The sequence below is a fragment of the Microbacterium sp. SCN 71-21 genome (assembly GCF_001725695.1).
GTDB lineage: Bacteria > Actinomycetota > Actinomycetes > Actinomycetales > Microbacteriaceae > Microbacterium > Microbacterium ginsengisoli.
Window position 1 is genome coordinate 1 of record NZ_MEGA01000032.1, and the last position, 14083, is coordinate 14083.

Annotated in this window: 14 protein-coding genes; 9 read left to right on the forward strand and 5 right to left on the reverse strand. The window is 69.6% G+C overall.

Features of this window, described 5'->3' with window-relative positions:
• A partial coding sequence (gene dnaA, locus ABT08_RS06540; protein ID WP_502685875.1) for a chromosomal replication initiator protein DnaA occupies positions 1-1135 on the reverse strand: 1135 nt, incomplete at its 3' end.
• Between the two features lie 418 nt (positions 1136-1553).
• Between dnaA and rnpA the strand changes: the two genes are divergently transcribed.
• The 8 genes from rnpA to ABT08_RS06585 all read left to right on the forward strand — a co-directional run bounded on the left by rnpA (position 1554) and on the right by ABT08_RS06585 (position 6984).
• A complete protein-coding gene (gene rnpA, locus ABT08_RS06550) occupies positions 1554-1988 on the forward strand; it encodes a ribonuclease P protein component (protein ID WP_502685874.1) in 435 nt (144 codons plus the stop codon).
• Positions 1985-2341 (forward strand): membrane protein insertion efficiency factor YidD, encoded by a 357-nt coding sequence (gene yidD / locus ABT08_RS06555; RefSeq protein WP_045247904.1) that lies wholly within the window; start codon positions 1985-1987, stop codon positions 2339-2341. The genes rnpA and yidD overlap by 4 nt, the downstream gene beginning before the upstream one ends.
• A 3-nt stretch (positions 2342-2344) precedes the next feature.
• Positions 2345-3418, forward strand: coding sequence for a membrane protein insertase YidC (yidC, locus tag ABT08_RS06560; RefSeq protein ID WP_045247903.1), 1074 nt, complete (start codon positions 2345-2347; stop codon positions 3416-3418).
• 36 nt (positions 3419-3454) lie between these two features.
• Complete coding sequence (locus ABT08_RS06565) at positions 3455-3955, forward strand: Jag family protein (protein WP_056206134.1); 501 nt, start codon at positions 3455-3457, stop codon at positions 3953-3955.
• 32 nt (positions 3956-3987) lie between these two features.
• Positions 3988-4617 carry a 16S rRNA (guanine(527)-N(7))-methyltransferase RsmG gene (rsmG, locus tag ABT08_RS06570; protein ID WP_048808961.1) on the forward strand — a complete coding sequence of 210 codons (630 nt, stop codon included), beginning with the start codon at positions 3988-3990 and terminating at the stop codon, positions 4615-4617.
• A 78-nt stretch (positions 4618-4695) separates the two neighbouring features.
• Positions 4696-5637, forward strand: coding sequence for a ParA family protein (locus tag ABT08_RS06575; protein WP_288114324.1), 942 nt, complete (start codon positions 4696-4698; stop codon positions 5635-5637).
• On the forward strand, positions 5637-6587 hold the full coding sequence (locus ABT08_RS06580; RefSeq protein ID WP_082482956.1) for a ParB/RepB/Spo0J family partition protein: 951 nt from the start codon (positions 5637-5639) through the stop codon (positions 6585-6587). The genes ABT08_RS06575 and ABT08_RS06580 overlap by 1 nt, the downstream gene beginning before the upstream one ends.
• 49 nt (positions 6588-6636) lie before the next feature.
• Positions 6637-6984, forward strand: a complete 348-nt coding sequence (locus ABT08_RS06585; protein WP_045247898.1) for a hypothetical protein — start codon at positions 6637-6639, stop codon at positions 6982-6984.
• Between the two features lie 165 nt (positions 6985-7149).
• Here ABT08_RS06585 and trxA read toward each other — a convergent pair whose 3' ends face one another.
• From trxA to ABT08_RS06605, 4 genes are all read right to left on the reverse strand, one after another.
• On the reverse strand, positions 7150-7473 hold the full coding sequence (gene trxA / locus ABT08_RS06590; protein WP_045247897.1) for a thioredoxin: 324 nt from the start codon (positions 7471-7473) through the stop codon (positions 7150-7152).
• Between the two features lie 66 nt (positions 7474-7539).
• The gene (gene trxB / locus ABT08_RS06595; protein ID WP_056519603.1) at positions 7540-8517 is read right to left on the reverse strand and encodes a thioredoxin-disulfide reductase; all 978 of its coding nucleotides are present in this window, start codon (positions 8515-8517) and stop codon (positions 7540-7542) included.
• A gap of 94 nt (positions 8518-8611) precedes the next feature.
• Positions 8612-10207 carry a murein biosynthesis integral membrane protein MurJ gene (gene murJ / locus ABT08_RS06600; protein ID WP_045247895.1) on the reverse strand — a complete coding sequence of 532 codons (1596 nt, stop codon included), beginning with the start codon at positions 10205-10207 and terminating at the stop codon, positions 8612-8614.
• On the reverse strand, positions 10204-12414 hold the full coding sequence (locus tag ABT08_RS06605) for a DUF6049 family protein (RefSeq protein ID WP_288114306.1): 2211 nt from the start codon (positions 12412-12414) through the stop codon (positions 10204-10206). The genes murJ and ABT08_RS06605 overlap by 4 nt, the downstream gene beginning before the upstream one ends.
• Positions 12415-12534: 120 nt before the next feature.
• Here ABT08_RS06605 and ABT08_RS06610 point away from each other — a divergent pair, with 120 nt between their 5' ends.
• On the forward strand, positions 12535-14076 hold the full coding sequence (locus ABT08_RS06610; RefSeq protein ID WP_288114307.1) for a DUF7059 domain-containing protein: 1542 nt from the start codon (positions 12535-12537) through the stop codon (positions 14074-14076).
• The last annotated feature ends 7 nt before the right edge of the window (positions 14077-14083 follow it).

A 14083-nucleotide genomic window follows, 5' to 3' on the forward strand; every position in this document is an offset into this window, starting at 1 on the left:
GGCTCGTGCGCTCGCGGCACAGGTACATCGCGATCTGCCGTGCGGTCGCGACCGCCTGCGAGCGGCTCGACCCGTAGAGGTCGTCTACCGAGAGCTTGAAGTACTGCGCGGTCGCAGTGATGATGTCGGTCGGCGAGATCACATTCGCGTCGTCCTGGTCGACGATGTCTCTCAGCACCTGCTGTGCGAGCGACATGTCGAGGGAGGACCGATTGAGGCTCGCGAACGCGGAGACCCGGATCAGCGCGCCCTCGAGTTCACGGATGTTGGTGGACACGACTGTCGCGATGTACTCCAGCACCTCGTCGGGGATGTGGAGTCGCTCGTTCTGCGCCTTCTTCCGGAGGATGGCGATGCGGGTTTCGAGATCGGGCGCCTGAACGTCGGTGATCAGACCCCACTCGAAGCGGCTGCGCATGCGGTCCTCGAACCCGGTGAGGTGCTTGGGCGGCACATCGCTCGTGATCACGACCTGCTTGTCGTGGTCGTGCAGCTGATTGAAGGTGTGGAAGAACGCCTCCTGCGTCTCGGCGCGACCCTGGAGGAACTGGATGTCGTCGATCAGCAGGATGTCGACATCGCGGTAGCGGGCCTGGAACGCCGAGCCACGGTTGTTGGCGATCGAGTTGATGAAGTCGTTCGTGAACTCTTCGCTGGACACATAGCGCACGCGGATGCCCGAATAGAGGCTCTGCGCGTAGTCGCCGATCGCGTGGAGGAGATGAGTCTTCCCGAGCCCGGAGTCGCCGTAGACGAAGAGCGGGTTGTACGCCTTCGCCGGCGCCTCGGCGACGGCGACCGCCGCGGCGTGCGCGAAGCGGTTGGACTGCCCGATGACGAATCGGTCGAACGTGTACTTCGGATTCAGTCGGGTGTCGGAGCGCAGCGGGGTGCTCGGCGAGTCGGCGACGTCATCGGCGAGGGGCACGGGCGGAGCGGGCAACGGCGTCGACGACGGCGCCGGAGCGCTCAGGTGCGCGTCACTCAGTTCCGGATTCACGACCACGCGGAACGAGGTCACCTCACCGTCGGGCGACGCGACACTGAGAGCCTCCATGATCGGCGTGCGCAGACGCTTCGTGAACTGCGCCTGCGTGAGTTCGTTCGGCACGTCGAGATAGAGAGTGCCGCCCATCACCCCCTGCGGGATCGCGAGGCTGAGGAATCCGTGCAGCTGCGGGGTGACCCGGTCGTCGTGCACGAGAGCGTCGAGCACGTCGGCCCAGACGGGCACCTCCGGTTGGTCCTGCACGATGCCGTTCCCCCTTAGACCTGTGGATGAATACCCCGGTTTCGGAGGAGAACCCGCCCGAACCTGTGGATAAGTGCTGGAGACACGCTAGTCAGACGGCGGGGGTGAATCAAACCGTTCGGCGATGGGCGCGTGTCGATCACGGGGTGGTTCGGGGGTGCCGTGATAGTGCGGATGGGTCCTGGGTTTGAGTTCTCGGCTCCGCGGGCATACCCTTAGTCGGTTGACTTATGCCTTCCAGGCAGTTCGTTCCCCGTCGCCGGCCGCCAGCTTCCGGTGACCCCCGATCCGGAGTGATCCCATGAGCAAGCGCACCTTCCAGCCCAACAACCGCCGCCGCGCCAAGAAGCACGGCTTCCGCGCCCGTATGCGCACCCGCGCCGGCCGCGCCATGACCGGCGTGCTTTCCCGGCCGAGTCGTCTCACCGATGGTGCCGACTACAAGGCCGTCGTCCGACGGGGAGTCCGGAGCACTTCGCCGCACCTGATCACCTATGTGGTCGCGAGCGAGGGCACGCGGGCACCCCGTTTCGGTTTCATCGTGTCGAAGCAGGTGGGAGGCGCGGTGACCCGCAATCTGGTTCGTCGCCGCTTGAAGGCGATCTGCGCAGAGGCGCGGGGCGACGTCGCGCCGGGACGCGACATCGTCATCCGCGCGTTGCCCGCCGCCGCCGCGGCATCCTTCTCCACTCTTCGCGGAGACGTGCGCACCGCACTGCAGCGGAGGGCGTCATGAGCTCGGCGACGCTGCCGTCTCACTCGCGCGGAACCGACCGGTTCGACACTCGGCTGTGGCTGCGCGCCGTGCCGCTCGTTCCTCGCAACCTGGGTCTCGCGCTGCTGCACGGCTACCGCGCAACCATCTCCCATGTTTACGGCGACGTGTGCAAGTACTATCCGTCGTGTTCCGCGTATGCGGTGGGTGCCGTGCAGCAGCACGGATTGGTCAAGGGTTCTGCCCTCGCGGCCGCCCGCATCGCCCGGTGCCACCCGTGGGCAGCTGGCGGAGTGGACGACCCCCCGACCCATGCGCATTACGCCCACGCTCTGACTCCGCACGGCTTCGTCGTGCCCCTTCGAAAGGACTGATCCGTGCCGGATCTGTTGGGAATCGTCCTCTGGCCGCTCAAATGGGTGGTCGAGCTCGTGCTGGTCGCGTGGCATGCCGTGTTCACGTTCTTCGGCATGGACCCGGCGACGGGTCTGACCTGGGTGCTGTCGATCATGGGCCTCGTGGTCGTTGTGCGCGCCGCACTGATCCCGGTGTTCGTGCGCCAGATCAAGAGCCAGCGCAAGATGATGGAGATCGCGCCCGAGCTGCGCAAGATCCAGGAGAAGTACAAGGGCAAGCGCGACCAGCTCTCCCGTGAGGCGATGAGCCGCGAGACGATGGCGCTCTACAAGAAGCACGGCACCTCCCCGGTGTCCAGCTGCCTGCCGCTGCTGATCCAGATGCCGATCTTCTTCTCGCTGTACAGCGTGCTGAGCGATGTCGCCAAGCATGCGACGGCGGCGGTGCCCACCGGTGGCGTCGGCCCGCTCACGCTCGAGCTGACGCAGGAGTTCTATCAGGCGAAGCTCTTCGGCGTCGCGTCGCTCCACGACACCCTCACCGGAGCGTGGGGTCAGCCGGGCGGCACCGTGACCGTGGTCATCCTCATCGTCCTTGTGGCGGCGATGATCGCGTCGCAGTTCATCACCCAGCTGCAGATCATCTCGCGCAACCTCTCGCCCGAGGCGAAGACCGGCCAGGCGTACCAGATGCAGCGCATCATGCTCTTCATCATCCCGATCGGCATGATCTTCTCGGGCGTGTTCTTCCCGCTCGGCGTCGTCATGTACTGGTTCACGTCGAACCTGTGGACGATGGTGCAGCAGTTCCTCGTGATCCGTAACCTCCCCACCCCCGGATCCGCGGCGGCCAAGGCCCGCGAGGAGCGCCTGGCTCGAAAGGGGAAGGCGGTCGATTCCAGCGGTCGTGTCGTCTCGCTGGAGAAGTACGAGGCGGAGCAGCAGCGGCTGCTCGCCGAAGCCGAGCGCGCGAAGGCTGCAGCTCCCAAGCGCCAGCAGCCCATGGGTAAGCAGCGCGCGAAGAAGCAGGGGGGCTCCCCCGCCGGTCCGAAGCCGGGCGCGTCCTCCGGTGGCGACGCGACGCGTCCCGCCTGACGACCTCCCTCAACTCCCCTATCCGAAGGACTCTCGATGACGACGACCGCGAACTCCGACGACCTCCGCGATGAGGCGACCGTCGAGCAGCTCGAGCAGGAAGGTGACGCTGCTGCGGACTTCCTCGAGGGGCTGCTCGACATCGCCGACATCGACGGCGACCTCACCCTCGATGTGCGAAACGGTCGTGCATACGTGTCGGTCGAGGCATCGGACGCGTCCCTCGACGCACTCGCCGAGCCGGACACCGTTGCGTCGTTGCAGGAGCTGACCCGACTCGCGGTGCAGAACGCGACGGGTCGCTACTCCCGGCTCATCCTCGACATCGGCGGCTCCCGCGATGCGCGTCGCCGTGAACTCGAGTCCCTGGTCGAACGAGCCGCCGCCCGACTCGACGACGGCGCGTCGCAGGCATCCCTCCCGGCGATGTCGAGCTACGAGCGCAAACTCGTGCACGACATCGCCGCCGAGCGCGGGCTCACCTCCGAGTCCTACGGCGAGGGCGCCGCGCGTCACACGGTGCTGCGTCGCGCGTGAGTGTTTCACGTGAAACATCGCCACAGGGTGATGTGGAACGCGAGCCCGCGTATGCGACCGAGGTGTTCGGTGACGGGATCGGACGCGCGCGTCGGTTCGCCGGTTCGCTCGCCCGGGAGGGTGAGCTGCGAGGCCTTCTTGGTCCCCTCGAGAATGCGCGCCTCTGGTCGCGACATCTGCTGAACTGCGCGGCCGCGGCACCCCTGTTCGCGACGGGATCCGAAGTCGGGGACATCGGATCCGGGGCGGGTCTGCCGGGGATCGTCCTCGCGATCGCGCGCCCGGATGTCGCGTGGACTCTCATCGAACCGATGGAACGACGCGTGGCCTGGTTGTCAGAGCAGGTCGCCGACCTCGAACTGGAGCACGTGACCGTGCTCCGCGCGCGCGCCGAGGACGTTCCCCGAGAGTCCTTCGACGCGGTGACCGCGCGTGCGGTGAGCGCACTGAAGGGTCTTGTCCCTCTCGCGGCTCCGCTCGTACGCGACGGTGGAGAGCTGATCTTCCTCAAGGGCGCGTCGGTGGCGGCGGAGATCGACGCGGCCCGCAAGCAGCTCGCTGCTGCTCGCGTGTCGGACCCGCGGGTCGACACGGTCGGCGATGGTGTGCTCGAGGAACCGACGCGCGTCTTCCGGGGAACCGTGCGTCGTGCGCGAGCGTGATGTTTCACGTGAAACATCGCAAGGCCGCCGACGTGCGGTGTCGACCACGCGGCTACAGTGGACGGAGTGAGTGACGACATGACCGAGACCGAGGTGTTTCACGTGAAACATTCCCCCGCGTCGGATGACTCACCGCTCGACGACACGCCACTTGCTCGCGAACTGGCGGACCTGTCGACCCGCCGACGTGCGCTCGAGCACGCGTCGGTCACGCTTCCGACGGCGACCCGGATCATCACGGTGTCGAACCAGAAAGGGGGGGTCGGCAAGACGACCTCCGCGGTGAATCTGGCTGCGGCGCTCGCACACGTCGGCGCTCGCGTGCTCGTCATCGACCTCGATCCCCAGGGCAACGCCTCGACCGCGCTCGGAATCCCGCACTCGGCGGACACGCCCAGCATCTACGACGTGCTGATCGATGACTTCCCGCTCGCGGACGTGGTCCAGTCGAGTCCCGAATCCGACCTCCTGCAGTGCGCGCCGAGCACGATCCACCTCGCTGGCGCAGAGATCGAGCTCGTCGCGCTCGTTGCTCGCGAGCACCGACTGCGTACCGCGCTCGAGACCTACCTCGCTGCCACGACCGACGCTCCCCACTTCGTCATCATCGACTGCCCGCCCTCGCTCGGACTGCTCACGATCAACGCGTTCACCGCGGCATCCGAGGTGCTCATTCCCATCCAGTGCGAGTACTACGCGCTTGAGGGCCTCGGCCAGCTGATGGGCAGTGTCGAGATGATCCAGAAGCACCTCAACCCCCGGCTGCACGTCTCGACGATCCTGCTGACGATGTTCGACGCACGCACCCGTCTGTCGGGAGAGGTCGCCGACGACGTGCGTACCCACTTTGCAGGCGAGACGCTCACGACTGTCATCCCGCGATCGGTGCGGGTGAGTGAGGCACCGAGCTTCGGACAGACCGTCATCGCGTATGACGTGCAGTCGGCCGGCGCGGTGGCCTACCGCGAGGCCGCCGTCGAGATGCTCGCGCGCGGCGTCGAGCGGGAAGGGGGCCGATGATGGCCAAGCGCACCGGACTCGGGCGGGGGATCGGAGCCCTCATCCCGACGAGCGAGCCCAGCGAGGCACGCCCCGTCGATGTCTTCTTCCCCGAGCAGCCCACGACCTCGACCGCGGATACCCCGCCGGCCTCCGAGCCCGAGCTCATCGCCGTTCCCGGTGCGCGGCTGATCCGCATCGACCCGAACGAGATCCAGCCCAACCCGCGTCAGCCGCGCACCGTGTTCGACCCGCAGGACCTGGCGGAGCTCGTGCACTCGGTGCGGGAGTTCGGCGTGCTGCAGCCCGTCATCGTGCGCGAGGTGGACGGCTCGTACGAGCTCATCATGGGAGAGCGTCGCACTCGTGCCGCCAGAGAGGCGGGCCTGGACTCGATCCCGGCGATCGTGCGCGAGACGGCCGACGAGGATCTGCTGCGCGACGCACTGCTCGAGAACCTGCACCGTTCGCAGCTGAATCCCCTCGAGGAGGCATCGGCCTACCAGCAGCTGCTTGAAGACTTCGGCATCACGCAGGAGCAGCTGTCCCAGCGCATCGGCCGCTCACGGCCGCAGATCTCCAACACGATCCGGCTGCTCCGCCTTCCCGTGCCGGTGCAGCAGCGGGTGGCGGCCGGTGTGCTCAGCGCGGGACACGCGCGGGCGATCCTGTCACTCGACGACACAGACGCGATGGCGCGGCTCGCCGACAAGATCGTGAACGAGGATCTCTCGGTGCGCGCCGCCGAAGCGGCAGCCAAGAACTCGCCCGCACCTCGACGCCCGGCGCCCAAGGCGGGGGCCCGGCGGGGTCACCTCGATGAGGTCGCTAGTCGACTGGGCGACCGCCTCGACACGCGCGTGAAGATCAGTCTGAGCGCGAGAAAAGGCCAGATCAGCATAGATTTCGCCACCATCCAGGACTTGAATCGGATCCTGGCGGAACTGGGCGAGGAGGGGTTCGCGGGCTGAGCCGCGGCATCCGGCCCGACCCTCACCGGCGGGCACGTAGGCTGGATGGGTGACCGACGCCCGAGCCACCGACGGAGCCCGTCGCGCCAGCCTCGAGCTGTTGCGCGCCGAGGCCGCGGATGAGCTGTCGGTGCTCGTGGAGGAACGGCTTCGCGACGGCGAGGACCCCTGGGACTTCATGGAGGACCTGCCCACGGTCGACGAGCTGGTCGTGTTCATGCTGCGGGCGGAGAACATCGCCGAGGCCGGCGGGGGCAAGCCCACCGCCGCCCGCCACTACCGCGTGCTGCGTCAGATCGCGCTCGACTACCCACCGCTCACCCGTGCGGTCTGGCGGCTTCTCGGAGAGGCGAACACCCACCGCCGCTGGGATGCGGTCGTGCGCGACGCGTCCTGACGGCTCCTCGTCTCGCGCATCTGCCCCGCGACACGGCTGACGTACGCGACCTTCACTGCGCCGTCCCTACCGCCGCTGCCACGGGCTCCGCCCACGCCGTTCGAGGACGAAGACGACGAGAGGCCCGGATGCCGCGGCATCCGGGCCTCTCGTGAGGCGTCTCGCTCAGGCGAGGAAGGTGGCGAGATCCTGCTCGAGCGCGACCTTCGGCTTGGCGCCGATGATCGTCTTCTTGACCTCGCCGGCCTCGAAGACCTTGAGGGCGGGGATCGAGGTGATCTGGTACTTCATCGCGAGGTCGGGGTTCTCGTCGACATTGAGCTTGAGGATCGTGATCTTGCCCTGGTGCTCGCTCGCGATCTCGTCGAGGATCGGGGCGACCATGCGACACGGACCGCACCAGGCGGCCCAGAAGTCGACGAGCACAGGGCCGTCGGCCTGCAGGACGTCTTCGGTCCACGTCTTGGAGCTGGTGGCGGTGGCAGTCATGGGGTTTCTCCTTAGGAAGTCTGCTGAGTGTTCGAACGCCGTGCGCGAACGGATTGTTCCCGTCGCTCAGGCGACCGGGAGCTCTTCGATCTGGTCGGCGTCGGCGGCCAGCGCACCGGCGTCGTCCAGGGAGGCGAGGAAGTGCTCGGCGTCGAGGGCGGCGACCGTGCCGCTTCCCGCCGCGGTCACGGCCTGGCGGTAGGTCGGGTCGATCACGTCGCCCGCGGCGAACACGCCCGTGATGGACGTGCGCGACGACCGGCCATCCACCCACACCGTGCCGGCGTCGGTCAGTCGCAGCTGGTCGTGCACGAGGTGGGTGCGCGGGTCGTTTCCGATCGCGACGAAGACGCCCTCGAGGGGGAGCTCGCGAGTCGACCCGTCGACGGTGGAGCGGAGTACCACGCCCGACACCGAGTCCTCACCCAGGATGTCGACGACCTCGCTGTTCCAGACGAACTCGATCTTCGGGTCGGCGAAGGCGCGCTGCTGCATGATCTTCGATGCACGCAGCTCCTCGCGACGGTGGATCACGTAGACCTTCGACGCGAAGCGGGTAAGGAAGGTGGCCTCCTCCATCGCCGAGTCGCCGCCGCCGACGACGGCGATGGTGCGCTCGCGGAAGAAGAACCCGTCGCAGGTCGCGCAGTACGAGACGCCGTGACCCGAGAGGCGCTGCTCACCCTCGATGCCGATCTTGCGGTAGGCGGAGCCGGTCGCGAAGATCACCGCGTCGGCCTCTTCCACGGCGCCGTTGCCGAGGGTGACGCGCTTGACGTCACCGGAGAGGTCGAGCGCGGTGACGTCGTCGTAGCGCACGGTGGTGCCGAACTTCTCGGCCTGCTCCTGCAGCTTGGCCATGAGCTCCGGGCCCTGGATGCCCTCCGGGAACCCGGGGAAGTTCTCGACCTCAGTGGTGTTCATCAACTCGCCGCCGACCTCGACGGAGGAGGCGAACAGCACGGGCGACAGCTCGGCGCGCGCCGCGTAGATGGCGGCGGTGAATCCGGCGGGGCCCGATCCGATGATGATGAGCTTGCTCACGTGGGGACTCTCCTTGTCGATCGGCCGCGGGGATGTCTCTCGCAGCCACTACCGGTCAACACATGGTAGCCGTGGGACATTCCGCGAGGGGCCGTCAGCGACGCACGATCCGCCGTACGAGGGCGATGCCCGGGCCGAGCTCGGGCGCGCGCAGCACCGCCAGGGCGAGCACGTACACGACGGTGGCCGAGAGCCCCACCACGGCTGTTCCGACAGCCCCCAGGATCTGCCCCGAGACCATCCAGCCGTGCACACCGCCGGCGAGCAGGAACACCCCGTAGCCGGCGAGGCCCGCGGGGATGGCCGCGATGCCGAAGCGGGCGAGCGATCCGAGCCAGACCCGTGCCCGCAGGTCGCCGATCTTGCGCCGCAGCAGGATGCCCCCGGCGATGACCTGCACGAGCATGGCGAACGACTGGCCCAGTGCGATGCCGGCGCCCAGATACTCCCGGGGGAGCGTCCACGAGGCGATGAATGCCGTGAGCACCACCAGCACCGCCTGCAGCAGCGTGAACAGGAAGGGTGTGCGGGTGTCGTCGAACGCGTAGAACGATCGCTGCACGATGTAGAGCACCGACATCGGGATGAGACCGGCGAGATAGCACAGCAGCATCAATGCCGCCGCGGGGGCGTCCGCATCTGAATCGGTGAAGATGCGGGCCGCGGGGATGGCCGCCGCCGCGAGCGCCGCGGTGGCGAGCACGATGAACAGGCCGAGCATCGTGATGCTGCGGCCCACATCGACGCGCACCGCGTCGATGTTGCCGGCGTGCGCCTGCTCGCTCAACCGCGTGAAGTAGGGGGTTCCGATCGAGACCACGATCACCGAGTACGGCAGCATGAACAGCAGCCACATGTTCTGCGACGTCGTCGCGGCGGGGCCGTAGCCGGATGCCGCGGACAGCAGCTGCGACTGGATGAGCCCGGCCGCCTGCCCCACGAGCACCATGAGGAACGTCCAGCCCGCGAGGCGTCCGATGTGGCGAAGACCGACCCCGCGCCAGCGGAAGTCGGGGCGCAGGCTCAGTCCCGCCCCCCGCCAGAACAGCAGCAGCACGATCGCCTGGGCGACGACACCGCCGGTGGCGGTCGCGCCGATCACCGTCACCATGCCGGGCGTCCAGCCGGTGACCTCGGTCTGCGGGCCGAACAGCGCGATGAACGCGCCGAAGCCCGCCACCGAGACGACGTTGTTGATGATCGGCGCCCACGTGAACGGACCGTAGGCGTTGCGGGCGTTGAGCGTCTCGCCGAGGAGCGCATAGAGGCCGTAGAAGAGCACCTGCGGCAGGCACCAGTAGGCGAACGCGGTCGCGAGGGCCATCTGATCGGGGGTGTAGTTCGGCGCGTACGCGACGACCAGCAGCGGGGCGAACACCATCGCGAGCGCCGTGGCGCCCAGCAGCACGGTCGTGCCGAGGGTGAACAGCTTGGAGACGAACGCACGGCCGCCGTCGGCGTGGCTCGCCGCCTTCACGATCTGCGGAACGACGACGGCGGTGATGATGCCCGTCGAGATGATCGCGTAGATGTTGTTCGGCAGCTGATTGGCCGTCGAGAACGCGTCGGCGGCGCGGCTTCCGACCGAACCGAGCGCGGCCACGAGCACGATGGAGCGCACGAATCCGGACAGTCGGGAGATCACGGTTCCGGCGCCGATCAGCAGGCTGGCGCGGCCGAACGAGGTCACGGAGCGTCCTTCGGGTCGGCCGGGGCCGCGGCATCCGTCGTCGCCGGATCGCCGGTCGCCGGATCGGCGGTCGCGTCGGTTGCGTCGTCTCCGGCGGTCGTCGCTGTCGGGCGCGAGAGGCGTCGGCGTCGGCGGACCATACGGATGACGCCGAGGCCGATGAACGCGGCCACCAGCACGCTGATCACGACGAGGCCGATGTTCTCCCAGTCCGCGCGCACCGCGACATCCACCGTCTGGGCGGTGCCGACCGCGACCCCGGACGCGCTGCGCAACTGCAGCGCGATACGCACGTCTCCGTTGCCCAGGCGCGCCCGAACAGGTACCTCGACGCGCGTCACACTCGAGGCCTCGGCGTGCACCTCAACGCGTGCGTCGACGTCGAGGCGCACGTCGTTCGGGGTGGCGTAGAGCGTGACGTCGACCGGATAGGGCAGATCGTTGCGCACCGCGAACCACAGGTTCGCACCGCTCGCGAAGAGGTTCACGTTGCTGGTGGGCGTGATGTCGACCGAGCCGAGCGTTGTCGCCGTGGCCGCGGCATGGTCGGACAGGGCTGCCTTCCAGCCGTCGAGGTCCGACAGCCACGAGCCGCCGAGGAGCTGGAGGGCCGCCGCGTCCTCGGGACCTGTCAGCAGGGCGGGCGAGCTCAACACGGTGGCGAACTGCGCGATCGACGCGGCCTGCGACTGCAGCGAGGTCACTGCGCTCGTCCGGGCCGCGTCGATGGTCGAGGTCGCGAGTGCGCGCGGAGTTCCCGAGGTGCTGATCAGGCCGCTGAGCGAGGTGAGGGAGATCCCGGATCCCCCGGTGACGGCGGCGACCGCAGCGCCGACCCCGGCCGCTGACCGGGTGGCGGTGCGGTCGACGACGACGGCGAGAGGGGAGCCCGACGTGTCGTGCGCGGCGAAGAAGAGGGCGGCGGATGCCGCGGCCAGCGGTGCGCCCCGCAGGTTGGCGTCACCCGTGGCGGCGGCGAGACCGAGGGCGGATGAGATCTCGCCGTCGTAGACCACGACGGGCGCCGCGTCGACGGTGCCGGACGCGGAGACGGTGGCGTTGTTCGCCCCCGTGGTCGTACTCACGGAGGACACGAGGGACACCGCCGCAGCGTCGCTCGATCTCAGCTCGGAGACGGTCTGTGCGTCGCTGAGGCCCGAGGGTGCCCAGTAGATCGAGGGGTCGGACGGCCCGATCGCCAGCAGTTCGGAGAGCGTCGGCAGCGTCGACGTCGTCGAGCCGCTCGCGCTCGGCGTCGGCGTCGGGCCGCCTGTCGGCGTCGGGGAGGGGGAGGTGCTGCCGAAGTTCTTCGGGTCGAGGTAGGCGGCCAGCGAGGTCGGCGCGAGCGGGCGGGACAGTCCCGCCTCGAGCTGGGTGGCGACATCCGCATCGCCGTACTGCAGGGCGAAGCGCTCGTTCGGCAGGGTCATCAGCCGCTGCAGCCATGCGCGCGCACTCGCCGGCGCCGACGAGCCGAGCACGCGGATCGAGGCGACGACGGCGGGGTCGACGGCGAGGACCGCCGCGGTTCCGGCGACAGCAGTGAGCTCCGCGTCGAGCAGCCCGCCGGTGGCGGTCAGCGTGGCGAGCCGGTCGGCGGGGATCACGGCGGTGGATTGCGGGCCCGCGCTGATGGGCACGACGAGCGCGACCGAGGCCGTCGTCGCGTCCGGCACGGTGATGACCGATCGGGCGTCGTACGAGCCGAGGGTCACGCGCACCGGGTACACGCCCGCGGCGAGAGTCGCGATCGCGCTGGTGGTCGGATCGATGACGAGTGAAGCCGATTCGGTCTGACCTTCCGCGGTGGTGCCGAGGTCGGTGGCTCCGAGCACGGCCGGTGTCGTGGCATCCGCGGTTCCCGACAGCCACCGCGACAGCTCGGCGCGGCTCGTGAACGGCGCGCTCCCGATGCTGAGGGTTGCGACTCCGCCGTCGACGGCGGCACCGGTCGTGTTCGAGAGGACGATGGACGCTGCCAGCGACTCGCCCGGGCGGAAGAGTCCGTCCTGTGCGGGGGAGAGCGTGAGTGCGACGGTGCCGGTCGGCGACGCGGACGGTGACGGCGACGGTGTGTCGGCGGCGGCCGGCGCCGCAGGGGCGAGCAGCACGGCGGCGGCCAGCACCGCAGCGCCCGCGCGCAGCGCCCGACGCAGGAGCGCGCGTGCGCGGGGGGCGTCCCCCGCCGAGGTGTGCTTCGCAGTCATAAGAGAGGTCGGTGCGGTCCACGCGCACGTCGGCTGCGATTCTACGGGCGGGTGCTGTGGCATCCCCGAGCCTCGCGGGGAAGGCGGCGAGCGGACGCCCGCGCGCGGTTGAATGGACGGGTGACCGTCTCCATCGACACCGCCGCGGCGGCGGCCCTCGCCCGGGATCTGGATGCCGCGGATTACCGCACCGACGCCGTGCGCGCCGCGTGGGGCGACCTGCCCGATCGGGCCATCGGGCAGGGGCTGCGCGGCCCCGCCCTCGCGGCGCTCGAGGGACGCACCGACCCGCTCGCGGTCGTGTGCCGCCTGCTCGGCGTGGGGGCTGCGGCATCCGTCGCCGAGGTGGAGGCCGCGTTCCCCGCGTGCGGCGTGGCCGGGCTCATCGCGCTCGACCTCGTGCAGGTCGCCGGAGAGGTCGTCGTCGCGACCGCCCTCGTACGCCCGCAGGCCTTCGCCGACGGTCGCGGCGAGGTCGAATGGTGGATCGCGAGCGATCTCGACGAGGCGGCCCTCGGCGGAGAGCTCGCCCCCGATCACGTGCTGGGCGTCGGGGGTGCCTCGCTCACGCTCGCGTCGCTGCAGCTGCCGGCGGCCGCGGCATCCGTGCTCGACATCGGCACGGGGTGCGGCATCCAGGCGCTGCGGGCGCGGCGGTATGCGGACCGCGTGGTGGCGACGGATGTCTCGACCCGCGCCCTGCGGTTCGCCGCCCTGAACGCGGCGCTCGCGGGGGACACCGCGGTCGAGCTGCGGGAGGGGAGTCTGTTCGAGCCCGTCGCGGGCGAGCAGTTCGACCGGGTCGTCTCCAACCCGCCGTTCGTGATCACGCCCCGTGTCGCGGGCGTTCCGGCCTACGAGTACCGCGACGCCGGATTCGCGGGCGATGATCTCGTGGCCGCCGTCGTGCGGGGGGTCGGGGAGGTGCTCACGCCCGGCGGAGTGGCCCAGCTGCTCGGCAACTGGGAGTACCGCGACGGCGAGGACGGCCTCGAGCGCGTGCGGGCCTGGGTGGCGGCGAGTCCGGTCCCGCTCGACGCCTGGATCGTCGAGCGCGAGCAGCTGGACCCGCTCGCGTATGCGCAGCTGTGGGTGCGTGACGGCGGGTCGGCTCCGGGCGGCGACGACTACGCCCGCCTCGTGGGCGCCTGGCTCGACGACTTCGCCGACCGCGGCGTGACCGCCGTGGGGTTCGGCTATCTGCTGCTGCGCCGGGCCACGGGCGTGCCCACACTCGCCCGCTACGAGCGGATGCCGCAGCCCATCGACCACGCGCTCGGACCGCACCTGGCGGCCTCCCTCGCCGCCCACGACAGGCTCGCGGCGCTCACCGATGCGCAGCTCGCCGCGAGCGTGCTGCACGTCGCCCCGGATGTCACCGACGCGCGGCATCACCGCCCCGGCGAGGAGGCGCCGACGGTCATCGAGCTGCGCCAGGGCGCCGGCTTCCAGCGGGCGCTCGTGGTCGATCCGGGGCTCGCCGCCCTCGTCGGCGCGTGCGACGGCGACCTCGCGGTGGGTGTGCTCGTCGCGGCGATCGCCGACCTCCTCGAGGTCGACCCCGACGCGCTCGCCGCGGAACTGCTGCCGCGCGTGCGGGAGCTCGTCGTGACGGGCTTCCTCGGGTTCGACGGCCCCGAGCCGGCCGATCCCGCCGGATAGGCTCGTC